This window comes from Streptomyces sp. NRRL WC-3742 (assembly GCF_000720635.1).
GTDB lineage: Bacteria > Actinomycetota > Actinomycetes > Streptomycetales > Streptomycetaceae > Kitasatospora.
Window position 1 is genome coordinate 1 of sequence record NZ_JOCF01000064.1, and the last position, 17,140, is coordinate 17,140.

General features: G+C 71.4%; 22 protein-coding genes, 1 tRNA gene and 1 pseudogene. 17 read left to right on the forward strand and 7 right to left on the reverse strand.

Annotated features, from left to right (window positions below; all coding sequences use genetic code 11):
• Window positions 1-333: 333 nt before the first annotated feature.
• The 3 genes from IH61_RS45110 to IH61_RS0129925 form a co-directional block, all read right to left on the reverse strand.
• Complete coding sequence (locus tag IH61_RS45110; protein ID WP_031075508.1) at window positions 334-963, reverse strand: NYN domain-containing protein; 630 nt, start codon at window positions 961-963, stop codon at window positions 334-336.
• 912 nt (window positions 964-1,875) lie between these two features.
• Window positions 1,876-2,709: a protein phosphatase 2C domain-containing protein gene (locus IH61_RS0129920; RefSeq protein ID WP_031075513.1), complete on the reverse strand. Its 834-nt coding sequence runs from the start codon at window positions 2,707-2,709 to the stop codon at window positions 1,876-1,878.
• Window position 2,710: 1 nt separating this feature from the next.
• The gene (locus IH61_RS0129925) at window positions 2,711-3,547 is read right to left on the reverse strand and encodes a hypothetical protein (protein ID WP_031075515.1); all 837 of its coding nucleotides are present in this window, start codon (window positions 3,545-3,547) and stop codon (window positions 2,711-2,713) included.
• A 228-nt stretch (window positions 3,548-3,775) separates the two neighbouring features.
• Between IH61_RS0129925 and IH61_RS0129930 the strand changes: the two genes are divergently transcribed.
• From IH61_RS0129930 to IH61_RS0130005, 15 genes are all read left to right on the forward strand, one after another.
• Complete coding sequence (locus tag IH61_RS0129930) at window positions 3,776-4,129, forward strand: hypothetical protein (RefSeq protein ID WP_031075517.1); 354 nt, start codon at window positions 3,776-3,778, stop codon at window positions 4,127-4,129.
• Window positions 4,130-4,134: 5 nt separating this feature from the next.
• Window positions 4,135-5,532, forward strand: a complete 1,398-nt coding sequence (locus tag IH61_RS0129935; RefSeq protein WP_031075519.1) for an FtsK/SpoIIIE domain-containing protein — start codon at window positions 4,135-4,137, stop codon at window positions 5,530-5,532.
• A gap of 187 nt (window positions 5,533-5,719) precedes the next feature.
• Window positions 5,720-5,932, forward strand: coding sequence for a hypothetical protein (locus tag IH61_RS0129945; protein ID WP_031075522.1), 213 nt, complete (start codon window positions 5,720-5,722; stop codon window positions 5,930-5,932).
• 5 nt (window positions 5,933-5,937) lie between these two features.
• Window positions 5,938-6,111, forward strand: coding sequence for a hypothetical protein (locus IH61_RS47920; protein ID WP_199823408.1), 174 nt, complete (start codon window positions 5,938-5,940; stop codon window positions 6,109-6,111).
• A gap of 68 nt (window positions 6,112-6,179) precedes the next feature.
• Complete coding sequence (locus IH61_RS0129955; protein WP_031075523.1) at window positions 6,180-6,392, forward strand: hypothetical protein; 213 nt, start codon at window positions 6,180-6,182, stop codon at window positions 6,390-6,392.
• 11 nt (window positions 6,393-6,403) lie between these two features.
• The gene (locus IH61_RS0129960; RefSeq protein WP_031075525.1) at window positions 6,404-7,108 is read left to right on the forward strand and encodes a DUF2637 domain-containing protein; all 705 of its coding nucleotides are present in this window, start codon (window positions 6,404-6,406) and stop codon (window positions 7,106-7,108) included.
• Between the two features lie 12 nt (window positions 7,109-7,120).
• On the forward strand, window positions 7,121-7,318 hold the full coding sequence (locus tag IH61_RS0129965; protein ID WP_031075528.1) for a hypothetical protein: 198 nt from the start codon (window positions 7,121-7,123) through the stop codon (window positions 7,316-7,318).
• Between the two features lie 23 nt (window positions 7,319-7,341).
• The gene (locus IH61_RS0129970) at window positions 7,342-7,872 is read left to right on the forward strand and encodes a DUF6197 family protein (RefSeq protein ID WP_031075530.1); all 531 of its coding nucleotides are present in this window, start codon (window positions 7,342-7,344) and stop codon (window positions 7,870-7,872) included.
• Between the two features lie 94 nt (window positions 7,873-7,966).
• A complete protein-coding gene (locus IH61_RS0129975) occupies window positions 7,967-8,515 on the forward strand; it encodes a GGDEF domain-containing protein (protein WP_031075532.1) in 549 nt (182 codons plus the stop codon).
• A gap of 101 nt (window positions 8,516-8,616) precedes the next feature.
• Window positions 8,617-8,799, forward strand: a complete 183-nt coding sequence (locus IH61_RS0129980) for a hypothetical protein (RefSeq protein WP_031075534.1) — start codon at window positions 8,617-8,619, stop codon at window positions 8,797-8,799.
• Window positions 8,800-8,802: 3 nt separating this feature from the next.
• Entirely contained in the window at window positions 8,803-8,970 is a 168-nt protein-coding gene (locus IH61_RS47925) for a hypothetical protein (RefSeq protein WP_199823409.1), read from the forward strand.
• Window positions 8,971-9,030: 60 nt separating this feature from the next.
• On the forward strand, window positions 9,031-9,693 hold the full coding sequence (locus IH61_RS0129990; protein WP_051838357.1) for a DNA cytosine methyltransferase: 663 nt from the start codon (window positions 9,031-9,033) through the stop codon (window positions 9,691-9,693).
• Window positions 9,690-11,120, forward strand: a complete 1,431-nt coding sequence (repSA, locus tag IH61_RS0129995) for a replication initiator protein RepSA (RefSeq protein ID WP_031075538.1) — start codon at window positions 9,690-9,692, stop codon at window positions 11,118-11,120. Before IH61_RS0129990 ends, repSA begins: the two co-directional genes overlap by 4 nt.
• On the forward strand, window positions 11,105-11,317 hold the full coding sequence (locus IH61_RS0130000) for an excisionase family DNA-binding protein (protein WP_031075541.1): 213 nt from the start codon (window positions 11,105-11,107) through the stop codon (window positions 11,315-11,317). The genes repSA and IH61_RS0130000 overlap by 16 nt, the downstream gene beginning before the upstream one ends.
• Window positions 11,318-12,445, forward strand: coding sequence for a tyrosine-type recombinase/integrase (locus IH61_RS0130005; RefSeq protein WP_031075543.1), 1,128 nt, complete (start codon window positions 11,318-11,320; stop codon window positions 12,443-12,445). It begins immediately after the preceding gene.
• An 80-nt stretch (window positions 12,446-12,525) separates the two neighbouring features.
• Here the strand turns inward: IH61_RS0130005 and IH61_RS0130010 are convergent.
• Window positions 12,526-12,599: transfer RNA gene (locus IH61_RS0130010), tRNA-Gly, on the reverse strand.
• A gap of 261 nt (window positions 12,600-12,860) precedes the next feature.
• Here IH61_RS0130010 and IH61_RS41705 point away from each other — a divergent pair.
• Window positions 12,861-13,097, forward strand: a complete 237-nt coding sequence (locus tag IH61_RS41705; protein WP_420714007.1) for a hypothetical protein — start codon at window positions 12,861-12,863, stop codon at window positions 13,095-13,097.
• A gap of 71 nt (window positions 13,098-13,168) precedes the next feature.
• Window positions 13,169-13,744 carry a dCTP deaminase gene (gene dcd, locus IH61_RS0130020; protein ID WP_031075545.1) on the forward strand — a complete coding sequence of 192 codons (576 nt, stop codon included), beginning with the start codon at window positions 13,169-13,171 and terminating at the stop codon, window positions 13,742-13,744.
• A gap of 81 nt (window positions 13,745-13,825) precedes the next feature.
• Here dcd and IH61_RS0130025 read toward each other — a convergent pair whose 3' ends face one another.
• From IH61_RS0130025 to IH61_RS0130035, 3 genes and pseudogenes are all read right to left on the reverse strand, one after another.
• Window positions 13,826-14,716, reverse strand: coding sequence for a metal-dependent hydrolase (locus tag IH61_RS0130025; RefSeq protein WP_031075547.1), 891 nt, complete (start codon window positions 14,714-14,716; stop codon window positions 13,826-13,828).
• A gap of 86 nt (window positions 14,717-14,802) precedes the next feature.
• Window positions 14,803-15,819 (reverse strand): Yip1 family protein, encoded by a 1,017-nt coding sequence (locus IH61_RS0130030; protein ID WP_051838358.1) that lies wholly within the window; start codon window positions 15,817-15,819, stop codon window positions 14,803-14,805.
• A 192-nt stretch (window positions 15,820-16,011) separates the two neighbouring features.
• Window positions 16,012-17,085: pseudogene (locus tag IH61_RS0130035) on the reverse strand (sugar phosphate nucleotidyltransferase); the annotation flags it as partial.
• Between the last annotated feature and the right edge of the window lie 55 nt (window positions 17,086-17,140).

Below are 17,140 nucleotides of genomic sequence, written 5' to 3' on the forward strand. Positions count from 1 at the left end.
CCCCCGCGAGGCGTAACCCCCACCTCCGCCCGAGCCCGCCCGCCCGGCAACCGGCCGGGCCCACCCGGCCCGGACAACACAGAAGCCGCAGGTCAGATGACCTGCGGCTTTCGGTATGGAGCGGGCGACGAGAATCGAACTCGCGCTCTAAGCTTGGGAATCTCGCCAACCGATCGGACTCCAAGAGGCTCTGACCAGGCACTTTGGCAAACTCGGGCGCTCCCAAGTCTCGTTCGGGCCGGCTCGCTTTGACCGCGACTTACCGTCAGTTCCCGCCCCTAGGGGCACGGCTGGGGCACGGCGCAACATGCCTTGCAGGGGACGCAGCCATGACTACGTGCCGATGGTGTAGTCGGTGGTGTCCTTCAGCCCCTTGTAAACGTCTTCCCCAACCCAGTGGCAGTACAGAGGCGGCCTTCCTGTGATCGCCAGGCGACGGGAGTACTGCCCTTCTGCCGACCAGGCCGCCACCTCGGCGCGAGGTTTTCCCTCTGTGCGGGTCAGGTCCGCGACGAACTCCAGGGCCGGCTTCAGATCCGTGTCAGTCGACACCATGATCCCGATGTCGTACTGTCCCCTGGATGCCATGACCGCAAAGTCGAGCGTGAGCTGAACGTCGATGCCCTTCTCCTGCGGACGCTCGCCGGTCTGGTGGTTCGGGTAGTTTTGCGGGTACTTGAGCGGGCGCGTCACCAGGTGCACCAGGGGATCACGCTGCCATGATGCATGCTGACGACGGGCGGCAGCATACGGTCCCGGCTGCTTCGTCGCATCTGGCAGGCCCCGGTAGATGCGGACCTGGGTCAGCACACGCGGATACTTGCTGTCCTGGGCAACATGCTGCGCAAATGCCACAGGGTCGAACTGGCCACATGACCACGGGTCCCACCGCTGGTGGAACGTGCGGCGCGCCCCCATGTACGTGTTCTGGTAGTCGAAGAAGACAACCACCCGATCTGCCATGCACCCCTCCCGAGCGGGGCGACTTTGCCCCGGAAAAAGATAATCCCCGCCAGTGCGGGACGAACCCGGACGGCGGGGAGGAGTGGTTTCACTGTAGCGCCGACAGCAAGGCGACGCACAGCAAGCGAGTGTGACCTACATCACATTCACTTGATCGAACGGCTCGGCCCCCATCGCCAGCCCCGCCAACTATGGCCATCTTGCTGCCATCAGGCTAGGCGCCCTGACCTGCAGATTCGAGAACAGTAGCCTCGCGCTGCCGACCGCGATAGCCGCCGCCAGTGACGTACGCGCGGTCTGCATCGCACACCCTCTCCGGCAAGGTCCGCCAATCGGGACGGCAACCGGTGGTCCCGGGTTGCGGAGCGGTCTTGGCCGCCGGCCATGGCTCGGGCTGAGCGGGTGGTCCCCTCCTCGATCGGGCAGCTTCGCCGCTCCCGGGTTCTCCAGGGGCCGCCAAGGCTCACCCGGTGACGCTTGCGCTTGGCCTTGGCGGCCCCTGGGGGTTCCGGGTACGCCCTTGGGTGTCCGGTCGAGGTGGGGGCCTCCCGCGACCCCCACGATCACCCCGTCGAAGCCGCACCCGTGCGCCTGCCCCAGGTCCCCTCCGAGGAGGGCCCGGCGGAGCCTCACGCCTTGACCCGCGCTGTCCGCCCGGCGGGCTCCCTCACCATCGGCATCCCCGGCCGCACGCTCGACGTGCGCGGCCGGCCGCCGCCGAAGCGGGGCGCAGACAGGAGCGACGGCGAGCGGCAGGGCCGCGCGCTGGCGCGCTGTGCGCGCCCTTGAACCAGTAGCGAAACTTGTAACAGTCACCCCTCTACCTCACCCCAACTACCCTGCTACCTAACCTCATCCCACACCCGCCCGCCTGGGCCTGCGCGGCGTTGGCGCCCACGTCCTGGAGATAGCTCACCGCCTGCCAATTGGGCCTTCCAGCTCCCGCTGCATGAGCACCGCCGTGGCGTCGTCGTGGCACTTCGTGCGGGGCCAGCATCGCCTCTGCGGGTCTGATCGTTCGAGCTCTCGTGTGTGGTCGATGACGTTGTACGGGCCGTCCGCTTCCAGTCGGCTCATGAACTCGGGCCAACCCATCACCGCGAAGTCGTCGACGGCTCGGGCCGCACCGTCTGACAGAACCGCTGCAGCTCGCACGGTTGGTAGCGGAGTCTCGCCGGTCAGGCTCCACACGGCCGCGCTCGGATCGGTAGCGGCAACCCAGTAGCCGCCGTCGGTGTTCATGAGCTGGCGCTGTGCGAAGGCCAGGGCGATCCGCCGCTTGCGCTCTTCCAGGTGCTCCAAGTCGGTTGCCATCTCCGCTCGTTGCCGGCTAGTGACCTCCGACACCCGGTGATCCGAGATTGCGTCGAGCCCATCAGACCGGATCACGATGGTCGAGTCCGCGAGCACCAACCACTCGAAGGTGCCCCCTCGGGCCCTCGCGATGGCCACCGTGGACGTCGGCGTCATGGGGTTGCCCAAGTCGCACGTGCCAGCGTGAAGTTGAGCCGTCGATTCGATCGCGTCCGCCAGGCACTCGGTCAGCGCCGCCGGCCGCTCGATGGCGTGCTTAGAGATGTTCGTGCCAAGGGTCCGGACGAACCACGGCACACCGTGTATGCAGCCGGTGTCCATACCGCTGGGCAGTCCGGCCCCGTCGAGGAGGACGACAGTCTCCGGGCTGACTACGGCGAAGTCCTCGTTGATCCGACCCGGGTTCGGGGCCGACGCGACCGACACCAGCACGTCAGGCTCCCTCGTGTCGGAGCGCACCGGTTAGGGCCTGGCTGGTGAGTACGCGCTTGGTGCCGGCCTCGTAGTCGCAGCCGATGACCATGGAGAACGGCTGGTCCCCGACCTCTTCGTACAGCTCGGCGATGTGGCCCGATAGGTAGTGCGCGACCCCAAGTGATCCGACTGCGTGTACGCCGGCGACCAGCAGGAAGAATCCAGCGCCGTCCGGCCGGGGCAGGCGCCCGAGGTAGGCCACGTCCGCAAGCCGAGGTTCGTCAGGGTCATCGGTGGGCGACGTGATCGTCCTGCCGCTCTCGCGGTCGATCAGGGCCCATCGGCCGTCCGCGAGCGTCTCGAACGACAGTCGTGGATCAGCCGCCAGAGCAGCGGCGGTGACGGGCGACGTCTTCGGCCCGCACACGACGACCAACCCGTCTCGGTCCAGGTCGATCGCCCCGGTGGTGGGGATGTACTCAAGCTCGCCGTCGAGCTGGAGCCGGTGTGCAAGGTTGATCAGCTGCTGCCCGGTCGCGCTGTCCTCGACTGCGACGTACTCTCGCTCTCCGGGCCGCTGCGGCACGGCCACGCTCACCCGGTCCACGCCGAGGAACGCGCGCTCCGCCGGCGGGCCCGCATCCTTCAACTGGGCGACGCGTGCGCGGCTGACTCCCATGAGCTTCGCGACCTCAGCCATGGAGAGGCCGTTCTGTCGAAGCCAGGCGATGCTTTCCTTTCGCATCCGGGAGGTCTCGACTACCGCCGCTTGCAGCTCTTCCATCAACTCCACAGACGCCTTGACCCGGACGCGGTGGTCCTTGATGGCTGCAACGCGACGGACCTCATCGATCATGGCCCGGCCTCTCCCATCCGACATGCGGAGCAACTCTCATGCGGCCAATGGTAAGGGGGGCTTGACACTCTGGCCAGGCGGGTCCAGTCTAGTGGTAAGCCCCCCTTAGCACTCGGAGGGGCTCGACCCCAGGTGGTAACCCTCCCTTAGCAGGGTGCCGCTGAACACGCCGCCACCTTTCCCCGGCTGCCCCTCTCTGGGGCCGCCGAAGATGAAGGAGCCCAGCTCATGCGCTTCATCCCCGTCGACACGACCGGCGCCCTGGTGATGGTCGCCCAGGCGCCCCGCCCGAAGCTCAAGAACCGTCAGACCGGCGAGATGGCCATGGACGCCGAGACCGGCGTGCCGCTGGTCACCCTGGACGTCACGTTCGTGGCCAACGGCGAGGCCGACATCCTGTCCCTGACCGTGCCGCAGCCGGGCATCCCCGAGGGCCTGGCGCCCGGCGTGCTGGTCAGCCTCACCCGGCTCATCGCCCGGCCGTGGGAGAGCGAGTTCAACGGCCAGAAGCGCTCCGGGATCGCGTTCCGGGCCGACGCCGTGACGGTCTCCGCCCCGGTCCTCGCCGGCGCGAACGGCTGATCGTCGTGGACGCCCTCACGACCGCGCTCCTGGAGCTGAGCGTCCCCGCCGCCGCTGTCGGCTCGGGCACGCTCTACGCGAAGGCCAAGATGCCCCGGGCCTACTGGGCGACGGTCGGCATCCCGAGGACCGTCTACCGCGTCCGGCACGACTACGAGAACGTCATGGAAGCCTGCGGGCTGACCGTGGAACCCTCGTTCTGGCGCGCCATGGCCTCGTCCGCCACCAACCGGCCGGCCGGGCCCGCAATGCCCAAGATCCGTGGCATGAAGGCGAGTTCGACCGGCCTCCGGCTCCGGCTGCGGCTCGCCCGTGGCCAGCAGACGACGGACCTGGTCGACGCCGCCGAGCGCCTGCGGCACGCCTGGGAGGTCCACGCGGTCCACGTCTCGGAGGTCAAGCCCGGCATCGTGGACCTGCGGATCGTCGGCTTCGACGTGCTGCGCAACGTGCGCATGCCCCGCCGGGCCATGGCCAAGTCCCGTGCTCTGCTGCGGGTTCCGGTCGCGCTGCGGGCCGATGGCACCGTGCACTACCGGGACTACCGGCAGGCTCCGAACGAGCTGAACCTCGGCGCCAACCAGTCCGGCAAGTCGATGCACACCCGCAACCTGATCCACGGCCTCGCCCCGCAGCCCGTCGCCCTGGTCGGCATCGACTGCAAGCGCGGCGTCGAACAGCGCCCCTTCGCGCCGCGCCTGTCCGCTCTGGCCACCGACCAGGGTGAGGCGCTCGGACTGCTGCTCGCGCTGCTGGTCGAGATGGACGACCGGTACAACCTCATCCGCGACCACCAGGGCGTTCCCGGCTCGGTCGCGGCCGAGGACCTGACCGCCGACATCTGGGGCCTGCCCGAGAAGATCCGGCCCGTGCCGATCGTCGTCCTGGTGGACGAGATCGCCGAACTGTTCCTCGTGGCCAGCAGGGCCGATGAGGAGCGCCGCAACCAGATCGTCACGGCGCTCATCCGGCTCGCCCAACTCGCCCGCGCCGCCGCCATCTTCCTGGAGATCTCCGGTCAGCGCTTCGGCTCGGAACTGGGCAAGGGCGCGACCCTGCTCCGCTCCCAGCTCACCGGCCGCACCGTCCACCGGGTCAACGACCTGGAGACGGCGAAGATGGGGCTCGGCGACATCTCCGACGCCGCCGTCCTCGCCGCCACGAAGATCAGCCCGGACATGCCCGGCACGGCCGTCGCCGGCGACACCTCCGGCGCGTGGTCCGAGATCCGCACGCCGTACCGCTCGCTCACCGAAGTCGCCCAGCGCTGCGCCGAGTTCGCGCACCTGACGCCCCACCTGGACCGCTTGGCGGCCTTCCGTCCGCAGGTCGCCAGCCCGGTCGTCATCCCGCCGATGCCCTCGACGCCGCCCGCCCTGGTACCCGTCTCGCTCGGCAAGTAGCAGCACCTCACACCAACGGCCCGCGCGACCGCTTCGCGCCAAGTCCCTACCCCACCACGCCCTGACACAGGAGATCCATGTTCTGCGAACACTGCGGCGACGAGAACGGCGCCGAGACCGGCATCGACCACGACGAACGCGACTGCCCCTGGTACGGCTCCGCCGACTCGGACGAGGAGTAACCGCCATGTCCCGCAAGCCGTCCATCGCCGAGATCGGCGCCTTCCTCGGCCACCTCAAGGCCACCCGCGAGAACAGGGCCGACACCGGCCCGCTGCTCGCCGAGAAGGCCGACCTCCTGGCGCGCATCGCCAACGCCAACCCGGACGACCGCGACGCCGCCCAGATCGCCCGCGAGGCCCGCGCCGCCGCTGACCGCGCCCAGCGCAACAGCGGGTGACCCCGGTGGCCGCCCGCAAGCGCACCGCGAAGCCGAAGCCCGTGCCCTGCGGCCCCTGCAACGGCACCGGCCAGACCACCGAGACCGTCTACGCCGGCCGGGGCGCCCGCCGCCGCCCGGTCGCCGAGCAGGAGGCCACCTGCCTCGACTGCCTCGGCACCGGTGCCACCCCCGCTTAACGCCAACCGCTGGCCTGGGCGGCAAGCCATCAGGGCCCCGCCCGGCCGCACTCTCTCAGGAGACAGCAATGCAGCAGGACACCTTCCTCTGCGTCCTCACGATGCAGCGGACCACGCCCGCAGCGACCGCCCTCGGCACCTTCGCAGACACCATCACGCCTGAGCCCGGTATGAGCCGCGCCGACATCTTCAGCTTGGCCATCGCCCGGCTGACCAGGTTGCGGCCGGAGCTGACCGAGGGCGCGGTCCTGTTCTTCTCCCTCGACAAGAACCAGTTCTGACGGGGCCCGCCATGCGCCGACTCCCCAAGCTGGACGCCGTACTCGCACAGGCAGTGATCGCCGCCGCACTCTCCTTCGCCCACCTGCACGACCTCGCCGAAGCCGCCGGACAGGCCGGATGGAAGTCCTGGGCCTACCCGGTCTCCGTCGACCTGCTGCTCGTCGCCGCCTGGCGCCGGATGCGCTCCGGGACCGCCCGCCGGCTCGCCTGGTGCTGGTTCATCGTCGCGCTGGTCGCCTCGCTCGGCGCCAACGTCGGCACCGCCGGACTGCTCGACCTCGGCAACGCTCCGTCCTGGCTCCGTGTCCTGGTCGCCGGCTGGCCCGCCGCCGCGTTCCTCGGCGGCATGCTGCTCGCCCACTCGGCCCCCGCTCCCGCTGAGGAGCCCCTGGTGGTCGAGCCGGAACCGGACGGCACCGAGACCGACGACGCCCAGCCGCTCTACGTCCCGGCCGTCGAGTCGGTCACCGAACCGCCCGTCGAGGCGATCCCCGTCCTGGCCCCCGCGCCCGTTCCGGCGATCGAACCGGCTCCCGCGCCGGTCCCGACGCCGACCACCGCGCCCACGGTCCCGGCCTTCCTCCTCGATCACGCCCGCAAGGTCGCCGCCGACCACCGGGCCCGCACCGGCGCGCCGATCGACGCCGCCGCACTCCGCACCCTCCTTGGCGTCCAAGACCCGCTCGCCTCGGCGCTCGCCGCCGAACTCGCCTGAAGGGCACACCAGGTGAACATCCACCTCCCGCTCCTGCTCGTCCTCGCGATCGTCGCCTGGCTCATCGTCCGGCACCTCCGGCTGCGCTGGTGGGCCGTCGCCGTGCTCGTCCTCCTCGGCTTCTACCTCGCCGACACCTCCGCCGCCCCGCTGATCGACAACACCACCCACGACGGCGTTTCCGTCATCAACAAGACCACCACCAAGTAGTAAGAGAGACAGGAGAGTTGACAATGAAGACCAATGTCCGTCTGCCGCCGCTGGTCACCGTGGACGGCTCCGGCCTCGTCGCCGAGATCGAGGCGTACCTCGCCTCCCTGCCCGCTCCGGCGCGCATCGCCGTCCCGTACGTCTCGCCGCTCGGCTCCACCGTCCAGCCCTGGAACGCCGGCTACCCGGTCCCCCGGCTCACACTCCTCGACCGGCTCACCCACCGCCCGGCCCGCCCGGTGCCGGTGAGCGCCGCCGGCCACCTGCGCCTCGCCTCCCGCTACATCGGCGCCTTCGGCTGGCTCCAGGGCGCCATGTGGGACTCCGCCGGCCGCGTCTGCCTCCTCGGCGCCCAGGCCGCCGTCCTCGCCCACGGCTACGGCACCCCCTGCACCGTCACCACCGCCCGCGTGCAGCTCATGGAGATCCTGCACGCCACCGGCCGCCCTGTCCGCTCCCCGGACGAGTACAACGACCGCCCCACCACCCGCCAGGCCGACATCCACCAGCTGCTCGACCGGGCCGCCGCCCGCGCCCAGCGCCTCGGCCTCTGACCTCCCCGGGGACGGCCAACACGCCGCCAGCATCCCGCCGCCCCGGCGATCGCAACCCCCCTTCGTCCGCGCCCGCCCATCACGGAGGACCACCATGGATCTCCCCACGGCCTTCGCCGCCGCTGTGCCGCTGATCGGATGGACCACCCACAGCGCCTGGCTGAACCGTCGCCTCGCCACCGCTCGCCGCGACCCGCTCACCGGGCTCCACACCCGCGACGGCTTCACCGCCCGCGCCCACCGGCTGACCCAACGCTGTCCGGACCGCGCTTCGGTGCTGCTGATCGACCTGGACGACTTCAAGGCCACCAACGACACCTACGGCCACGCTGCCGGCGACGTCGTGCTCACCGCGACGGCCGGCCGCCTGTCCGCCTGGTGCGGCCGTACCGGCATCGCGGCCCGCCTCGGCGGGGACGAGTTCGCCGTCGTCGCCCTGGACGCCCCCGCGCGCCTGTCCGAACTGCGCGCGGCGCTCAACCAGCCGGTCCCGTACGCCGGCCTCACGCTCCCGGCCTCCGCCTCGGTGGGCATCTGCCGCGTCGCCGAGCTGCCGGTCGTCTCGCTCACGGACGCGCTCAGCTCCGCCGACCGGGACATGTACGCGCACAAGCGCGACGGCCGCACGACCCGCCGCCGCTGATCAGAAGACCGGCCCCGGGGCGGCAACACGCCGCCAAGCATCCCGCCGCCCCGAGGCCGCAACCCCTTCCCGAACCGAAGCCCACGAAGGAGACCACCATCATGCCGCAGCACGACCACACCCCGAACCGGATCTGCCCGAACTGCTCCGGCTTCGCCTCCGTCGCCATCGCCACCGGCGTCCGCCTCCGCAACGGCTCCCGCGCCACCATCCCGGTCAACTGCCACACCTGCCACGGCACCGGCACCGTCACCCGCCCGCTCGCCATCGCAAAGGCGGCCTGACCGATGGCCCTCCTCGACTGGCGCGACTCCAAGCACTGGGCCCCCAAGCCCGCCCCCTGCGGCGTCTGCGACAGGCCCACCAACCTGCGCTCCGACCGTGGCAAGCCCGTCCACAAGGTCTGCGCCGAGCAGTGGCTCAACCGCCACCAGAAGCCCGCCAACCCGTCCTGAGCCGCTCCGCCCCGGAGCCGACCAGCCCGGCTCCGGGGCCCTCGCAGGAGGTGAACTCCCGTGACCCACCAGTTGCCCGCGCGCACCGCCAACGGCCTTCGCGTCCTCGACCTCTTCTGCTGCCAGGGAGGTGCCGGTATGGGCTACCGCCTCGCCGGGTTCAACGTCACCGGTATCGACACCGCCCCTCAGCCCCGCTATCCCTTTGCCTTCCACCAGGCTGACGCGCTGGCCTACCTCGCTGAGCACGGCACCGAGTTCGACCTGATCCACGCCTCCCCGCCCTGCCAGCGGTACACCAACGCCCAGAAGATCCGGGGCAACGACCACCCCGACCTGGTCGAGCCGCTGCGCAAACTCCTCGCCGCCATCGGGCGCCCGTACGTCATCGAGAACGTCCCCGGCGCCCCGCTCCTGGACCCGGTCGAGCTGTGCGGGACCATGTTCGGCCTTCGCACCTACCGGCACCGGCTCTTCGAGACCTCGTTCCCGGTCGCGCACCTGCACCACCCCCGTCACCTCGCGCCCAACGCCAAGATGGGCCGCCCCGTGCACGACGGCGAGTTCATGCACATCGTCGGCAACTTCTCGAACGTCCCCCTCGCCCGCGACGTGATGGGGATGCCCTGGGCCAGCCGCGACGGGCTGCGCGAAGCCATTCCGCCGGCCTACACGGCCCACATCGCGCACGCCTTCCTGACCTCCACGGAGGTCGCCGCATGACCCGCATCTCTGCTCTCCCGGACGCGGCGAACCGGCTGGCCCTCGCCGACCTGGCCCGACTCACCTCCCGGGGAGACCTCCCCCGCCTCCACGACCAGCTCCGCCGCACCGGCGGCTGCTCCAACCCGATGCACCTCCAGGGCTTCCGGACCCTCACCCACGCCCCGACCGGCGCCGTCTGGCACCGCTACTCCACTGACCACGAACCCGGCGCACGCCTCAAGGTCGCCTGCGGCAACCGCCGGGCTTCCCGCTGCCCCTCGTGTGCCCGGACCTACTCGGCGGACACCTTTCACCTGATCCGCGCCGGACTCGCCGGCGACACCACCAAGGGAGTCCCGGACACGGTCCGCTCTCACCCCCGGGTCTTCGCGACCCTCACCGCCCCTTCGTTCGGCCCGGTCCACAACCGGCCCGACACGGGCACCTGCCGCTGCGGCCACGCCCACCCCTCCGGCTCACCGATGCTCGGCACGCCGCTGGACCCGGAGAAGTACGACTACGGGCACGCGGTCCTGTGGAACAACCACGCCCCGGACCTGTGGCGCCGCTTCACCGTCTACCTGTTCCGGACCATGGCGAAGATGGCCGGGCTGTACCAGTACGAGTTCAAGGAGCAGGCGAAGATCTCGTTCGGCAAGGTCGCCGAGTACCAGCGCCGGGGCGCCGTCCACTTCCACGCCGTCATCCGCATCGACGGCCCCGGCGGACCCGACACGCCCCCGCCCGCCTGGGCCACCGTCGCCCTGCTGGACGCCGCGATCCGAGCCGCCGCCCGCCGCGCCGGTCTCCCCGTCGCCGCCGGGGGCGACCAGCCCGCCCGCGTCCTGGAATGGGGCACACAGGTCGACGTCCGCCCGATCGGCGCCTTCGCCAGCGGGGAGATCACGGAACGGGCCGTCGCCTCCTACATCGCCAAGTACGCCACTAAGTCCGCCGAGACCACCGAGACCGTGGACCGCCGCCTCCTGGAACGCCACGAACTCGACCGGCACGACCTGCCCGACCACACCCGCCGCCTGATCGAAGCCTGCTGGGACCTCGACCCGCACTATCCCGGCCGCCTGCTCGCGCACTGGTCCCACATGCTCGGCTTCCGGGGCCACTTCTCGTCGAAGTCCCCCACCTACTCCACCACCCTCGGCGCCCTGCGACAGGTCCGCGCCGACTACCGCGCCGACCAGGCCCGCACCGAACTCCGCGAACGCCTCCTCGCCGCCGGCCTCCCGGATCTGGACGACTTGCCCGAAGCCGAGACCCTGGTCGTCGCCCACTGGGCCTTCGCCGGCGCCGGGAACTCCCCGGGCGAGTCCATGCTCGCCGCCACCATCGCCCGGGACCTGTACGAACGCCACACCACCGACCGGCAGGAGATGCGCGCACAACTCGCGCGAGAAGAGGGGGAATCAGCATGGGTCACCTGCTGACGATCAAGGAGGTAGCTGAACGCCTCGGCACCTGGGAGACCAGCGGGGAGCGGTTCCCCCGACGCCTGGTCGCCGAGCGCCGGATCGCCTTCGTCAAGGTCGGCCGTCACGTGCGCATCACGGAGGCAGCCCTGTCCGAGTACGTGGCCGCGAACACCGTGCAGCCCCGGTCTCGTCGACTGCGAGTGGTGGCCTAAGTGGCAAGCAAGCGACGGCAGTTCGGCCGAATCCGCAAGCTCCCTTCCGGTCGCTTCCAGGCCCGGTACCTCGACCCGACCGGCATGCTTCGGCCGGCGCCCGAGACCTTCGAGACGAAGACCGACGCGGACGACTGGCTTGCCGAGATGCAGACCAGCATCCGCAAGAAGGACTGGCGAGACCCCGACGCCGGGGCGGTCAACTTCGGCAAGTACGCCGACGCGTGGATCACCGAGCGCGGCCTGATGGAGACCACCCTGGAGCTGTACCGCCGGCTGCTGCGGCTGCACCTCCAGCCGAACTTCGGTGACCTCGACCTGGACGAGATCACGCCTCCGCTCGTCCGTGCCTGGCGGGCCGAACTCCGGGCCACCGGCAAGCACACCACGGCCGCGAAGGCGTACCGCTTGCTCAAGTCAGTGATGGCCACCGCGACCGACGACGAGCTGATCCGCCGGAACCCGTGCCGGATCAAGGGTGCGGGCAAGGAGTCCGCCGAGGAACGCGGGGTCGCCAGCATCGAGAAGGTCTACGAGCTGGCCGAGTACGTGGGGCTGCGCTGGCGCGCCATGGTCCTGCTCGCCGCCTTCACGACGCTCCGCCCGGAGGAACTGGCCGAGCTGCGGCGCAAGGACATCGACCTCCTGGCAAGTACGGTCCGCGTCCGGCTCGCCGCCCCCGAACTCAACACCGGCCGACGGGCACTCGGCGACACCAAATCCGAAGCGGGCAAGCGGGTCGTGACCATCCCGGCCGCCGTCCTGCCGGATGTGCGGCTGCACCTGGAGCTGTTCGCCGAGAAGGGGGATGAGGGCCTGCTGTTCGTCGGCGAGAAGGGCGCCCCGTTCCGCCGGACCACCTTCGGGCGAATCTGGCGGAAGGCTCGCGCCAAGGCGGGCATGCCGGGCTTCCGCTTCTACGACCTGCGGCACACCGGCAACAACCTGGCCGCCGCCACCGGGGCCAGCCTCAAGGAGCTGATGGCCCGCATGGGGCACGCCTCCGTCCGGGCTGCGCTGATCTACCAGCACGCGACCAGCGAGCGGGACAAGAAGATCGCGGACGGCATGGACACCGCGATCAACGATGCTCTCGGCCGGGGCACGACACCGCCCGACCAGCCGTAGAGACACGCAGGGGGCACGGGAGCCCAAAAACACGAAAGGCCCGGCTCGGGGATCATGCCCCTGAGCTGGGCCTTTACTGCTGGAGCGGGCGACGAGAATCGAACTCGCGCTCTAAGCTTGGGAAGCTCATGTTCTACCATTAAACTACGCCCGCCTGATGAGCCGTCAGGGACCGCTCATTCCGGTGTCACTGTACCCCATCCGAGACTGTGGTTGCACAGGTGGCCGGGGGTCGTGGCGGAGCCGGGCGGGGGGTGGGTTGGGGCGTACTGTTTGGGCCGCGTGAAGGTGCTCCGGTGGGTGGGGGCGGGGCGGCGAGCCATGGTGTGGAATGTCCGGAACATCCCCTAATGTGACGCTGTCCCGGGGCCTGGTCCGCCGGGGCGCGTGAGTACGGGTGAGTACTGGGTTAGGGATGGGAAGGGGATCGATGGATCAGCGCGCCGTCGTTCGTTGTGCCGAGGGGCACCTGTTCAGCACCACCACGTTCCCGATGCAGAACCTCGGGCCCGGGCGGCTCGGGCCGGGGCGGTTGATCAGGTGCCCGCAGTGCGGACGGATGCGGAGTTCGGTGCTGGCCGACGTGCGGGAGCTGTCGACGGCACAGCTGGCGAGGGCGATGCGGTTGGAGGCCGCTGAGTTCCTGGCCTGAGAACGACACGGAGTGGGACGGGGCCCCGGGCGGATTCGTCCGGGGCCCCGTCGTGCACGTAACCTCGAGGCGTGCTGCTCTCTGACAAGGACATCCGGACCGAAATCGACCTGGGTCGGGTCGTCGTCGACCCCTTCGACCCGGCGATGATCCAGCCGTCGAGCATCGACGTGCGCCTCGACCGCTTCTTCCGCGTGTTCGAGAACCACAAGTACCCCCACATCGACCCCTCCGAGGAGCAGCCGGACCTGACCCGGCTGGTGGAGCCGGACGGGGACGAGGCGTTCATCCTGCACCCGGGCGAGTTCGTGCTGGCCTCGACGTACGAGGTCATCACGCTGCCCGAGGACGTGGCCTCGCGGCTGGAGGGCAAGTCGAGCCTGGGCCGGCTGGGCCTGCTCACGCACTCCACGGCGGGCTTCATCGACCCCGGTTTCAGCGGGCACGTGACGCTGGAGCTGTCGAACGTCGCGACACTGCCGATCAAGCTGTACCCGGGGATGAAGATCGGGCAGCTGTGCCTGTTCCGGCTGTCCTCGCCCTCGGAGCACCCCTACGGCTCGGCGCGGTACGGCTCGCGCTACCAGGGCCAGCGCGGTCCGACGCCGTCCCGCTCGTACCTGAACTTCCACCGCTCGAAGATCTGAGGACTCGAAGGTCTGAGGACAGACGGAGCACGCACGGAGGGCGGCCATCCCGATCGGGGTGGCCGCCCTCGGCGTGTGCGGTCAGGCCCGCTCGGGGCTGGTGACGGCGATCAGTTCGGTGCCGTCCTCGGAGAGCCGCAGTTCGGTGCGCAGCTCGGCGAGCTCGCCGAGGTGGTGCAGGTGGGTGCCGCCGCAGAAGATCTGCGCGGCGCCCTCGGGCAGCTCGCAGTGCCACTGGCGGCGGGCGGTCAGCTCGGGGCCGGGGACGTCGATGCGGACGGGGGCGTCGGCGGCGACCCAGGCGGCCAGGCGCTCGTTGACGGCCTCGGTGAGGGCGGGCAGGGCGTCGGCGAGGGCGGGGAGGTCCTCGGTGGCGTCGGCGGTGAAGCCCTTCTTCTTGAGGGACTTGCCGAGGCGGTAGGTGTCGGTGCTGGCCGCGGTGTCCATCACCGAGCTCGCCATGGCGAGGCTGTCGAAGTCCGGGTGGCCGAAGGCGTCGGAGCGGCCCGGGTCCTTGCGCCAGCGCGGGGCGAGGGCGGCGTTGAGGGCGAGGGCGAGCAGGTGGCAGCCGCTGTGCGAGGCGCTGAGGGCGGCGCGGCGCTCGGCGTCGACGGCCAGGGCGGCGGTGCGGCCGGCGATGGCGCCCGGGTCGGTGTCCAGGACGTGCAGGACCAGCCAGGACCACTCCTCGTCGCCGCGGCGGACCGGGATGTCCGCGCCGACGAGGAGGCCACCGCCGTCCGGGCCGACCGCGCCGGTGAGGCAGTCGACGACGGCCCACTCGGTGCCGTCGACGGCGAGGACGCCGTGGTCGGCCGGCTGGTCGGGCCAGGTGTGGTCGAGCGGGTGGAACGGGGTGGCCTCGGTGACGACGGCGTACCGGCCGTCCGCCAGCGGGTGCACCGCCAGCACCGGGGACTCGCCGCTCACCGCCCCGGCAGGGAAGCTGACGTGGGTGGTGGGGAGGGTCATGCCTGGCTCCGGTGGGTGTGGACTGCGGGAGGGTGCGGGCGGCCCGGCCGGTGACCGGGGCCCGCCCCCATTCTGCCCGCAGCCGCTCAGCCCAGGGTCGGCAGCTTGATCAGCACCAGCAGGGCGAGCAGCTGCACGCCCGCGGCGCCCGCCGCCTTGCCCCAGGGCAGGTCGTGCACCCGGCGGACCATGGCGGTCAGCAGGTAGGCGCAGAGCGCCCAGGTGGCCCAGCCGACGGCCTGGACGAAGGCACTGCCGGAGGGCAGCACCAGGTCCAGCAGCAGCCGGGGGGCGTCGGTCAGCCAGCCGATCAGCGCGGCCAGGCCGATCGTCGAGCGCCACGGGCCGTCGCCGCCGAGCTGGCGGGCCAGGGCGTAGGTGACGCCGCCGAAGACCGCGCCGACGATCGTGAAGCTGACCGCGCCGACGGCGATGCCGGTGAGGGCCACGCCGAACGTGGAGTCCACGATGTCGTCGCGGGTGAGCCCGATGGCGAGCACGGCGAGGGCGCCGTACAGGAGGGAGACGACGAGGGCGGGCAGCCAGACCTGGTGGTCGCGGGTGCGGTCGAAGATCGCGGTCGGGGTGCGGACGATGCCGAACAGCAGCTCGCGCCACTGCGGGCGGGGGCCGGTGGCGCGCGGGGAGGACTGGCCGCCGGCGCGGTAGACGGCGACGTTGTCCTGGCCGGGGCCGGGGCGAGCGCCGGCACCGGGGCCGTACGGAGCCGGCTGCTCCTGCCCGTAGCCGCCCTCGTCGTAGTACGGCTGCTCCTGCCCGTACGGGTCGCCGGTCGGGAAGGCGCGGGTGCTGCCGGGCTGGTCGGCCGCGTACGGGTCGTGGGCCTCGTGGCCGCCCCCGTCGGAGCCGCCGTACCCCCCGTACCCGCCCTGTCCGTACTCGCCCTGCCCGTACCCGTCGCCGACCGTTCCCCCCGGCCCCCCGTGGGCTGCCGGGCCGGTGCCCGGGTGCGGGGCCGTGAAGTACTCCGGCCCGTCCGCCCGCCCGTGGGCGTTCCCCCCGGGCGCCGGCGGCGGCGGAGGGGGCGTCCATCCGCCGCGCGGGTCGGCGCCCTGTCCGCTGTCGTATCGATTACCAGCCACGGTCCGAAGGTACCCGCCGGGGCCGACGCGCGTCCGGCCCCGGACGGAGCCGGGGCCGGTTTGCAGCGAGCCTGAGACGAACGGGGCCGGATTTGCCCCGTTACCGCTGTACCGCTGCTACCGCTGGGCGGACACGGACGGTCCGTGTACGGCCGCGGCAGCCGCGGTGCCGGCCGGGCAGCCGCCGGGGCCGGCGGAGGTGCGCACGGCGCCGACCGGGAGCAGGGTGCCGCAGGCGATGCGGATGCCGGCGGGCAGCTCGTTGTCCGACTCGACGATCGCGCCGTCGCCGATCACGGCGCCGTCCAGCGCCGATCGGTCCCCGACCGTGGCGTAGGCGCCGACGATGGAGTCCTTGACCAGGGTGTCCGGGCCGATCACGGCGCCCGGCAGGACGACGCTGCCCTCGACGATCGCGCCGGCCTCGACCACCGCGTCCTCGGAGACCACGGTGCCGCCGCTGAGCACCGCGCCCGGGTGGACGGTGGCGCCGGGCAGCAGCAGGGCGTCACCGGTGGGGCCGGGGACGGCCGGGGAGTCGACCTTGCCGAGGACCAGGTCGGCCGAGCCGCGCACGAAGGCACCGGGGGTGCCGAGGTCCAGCCAGTACGAGGTGTCGACGACGCCGCGCAGCAGCGCGCCGGTGGCGAGCAGCTCGGGGAAGGTCTCGCGCTCGACGGACACCTCCCGGCCGGTGGGAATGCGGTCGATCACCGAGCGGGTGAAGACGTAGCAGCCGGCGTTGATCTGGTCGGTGACGATCTGCTCCGGCGTCTCCGGCTTCTCCAGGAACTCCAGCACCCGCCCGTCCCCGTCGGTGGGGACGAGGCCGAAGGCGCGCGGGTCCTCGACCCGGGTGAGGTGCAGGGTGACGTCGGCCCCGGCGGCCACGTGGCCGTCGCGCAGGGCGGCGATGTCGACGCCGGAGAGGATGTCGCCGTTGAAGACCAGCACCGGCTCGTCCGGGCCGCAGGTCAGGCCGGAGGCGGCGTTGCGGATCGCGCCGCCGGTGCCGAGCGGCTCGCGCTCGGTCAGGTAGACCAGCTCGATGCCGTACGGGGTGCCGTCCTGGAAGTGGTCCTCGAACACCTCGGCCAGGTACGAGGTGGCCAGCACGACCCTGGTGACACCGGCGGCCGCCGCGCGGGCCAGCTGGTGCGCGATGAACGGGACGCCGGCCACCGGCAGCATGGGCTTGGGGGTGTGGGTGGTCAGCGGACGCAGTCGCGTGCCCTTACCACCGACCAGCATGATCGCCTCGGTCATGGTCTGCGCTGTTCCCCTTGGTTCTCCGCGGCCCGGCCCTGGGTGGGCCGATACC

Bases quoted from the DNA above. Each gene is read 5' to 3' on its own strand.
- repSA (WP_031075538.1), top strand. From the start codon at position 9,690: ATGACCCGCATCTCTGCTCTCCCGGACGCGGCGAACCGGCTGGCCCTC.
- IH61_RS0130025 (WP_031075547.1), bottom strand. From the start codon at position 14,716: ATGACCCTCCCCACCACCCACGTCAGCTTCCCTGCCGGGGCGGTGAGC.
- IH61_RS0129960 (WP_031075525.1), top strand. From the start codon at position 6,404: ATGCGCCGACTCCCCAAGCTGGACGCCGTACTCGCACAGGCAGTGATC.
- IH61_RS0129945 (WP_031075522.1), top strand. From the start codon at position 5,720: ATGTCCCGCAAGCCGTCCATCGCCGAGATCGGCGCCTTCCTCGGCCAC.
- IH61_RS0129955 (WP_031075523.1), top strand. From the start codon at position 6,180: ATGCAGCAGGACACCTTCCTCTGCGTCCTCACGATGCAGCGGACCACG.
- IH61_RS0129975 (WP_031075532.1), top strand. From the start codon at position 7,967: ATGGATCTCCCCACGGCCTTCGCCGCCGCTGTGCCGCTGATCGGATGG.
- IH61_RS45110 (WP_031075508.1), bottom strand. From the start codon at position 963: ATGGCAGATCGGGTGGTTGTCTTCTTCGACTACCAGAACACGTACATG.
- IH61_RS47925 (WP_199823409.1), top strand. From the start codon at position 8,803: ATGGCCCTCCTCGACTGGCGCGACTCCAAGCACTGGGCCCCCAAGCCC.
- IH61_RS0129980 (WP_031075534.1), top strand. From the start codon at position 8,617: ATGCCGCAGCACGACCACACCCCGAACCGGATCTGCCCGAACTGCTCC.
- IH61_RS0129970 (WP_031075530.1), top strand. From the start codon at position 7,342: ATGAAGACCAATGTCCGTCTGCCGCCGCTGGTCACCGTGGACGGCTCC.
- IH61_RS0129925 (WP_031075515.1), bottom strand. From the start codon at position 3,547: ATGATCGATGAGGTCCGTCGCGTTGCAGCCATCAAGGACCACCGCGTC.
- IH61_RS0130000 (WP_031075541.1), top strand. From the start codon at position 11,105: ATGGGTCACCTGCTGACGATCAAGGAGGTAGCTGAACGCCTCGGCACC.
- IH61_RS41705 (WP_420714007.1), top strand. From the start codon at position 12,861: ATGGGAAGGGGATCGATGGATCAGCGCGCCGTCGTTCGTTGTGCCGAG.
- IH61_RS0129930 (WP_031075517.1), top strand. From the start codon at position 3,776: ATGCGCTTCATCCCCGTCGACACGACCGGCGCCCTGGTGATGGTCGCC.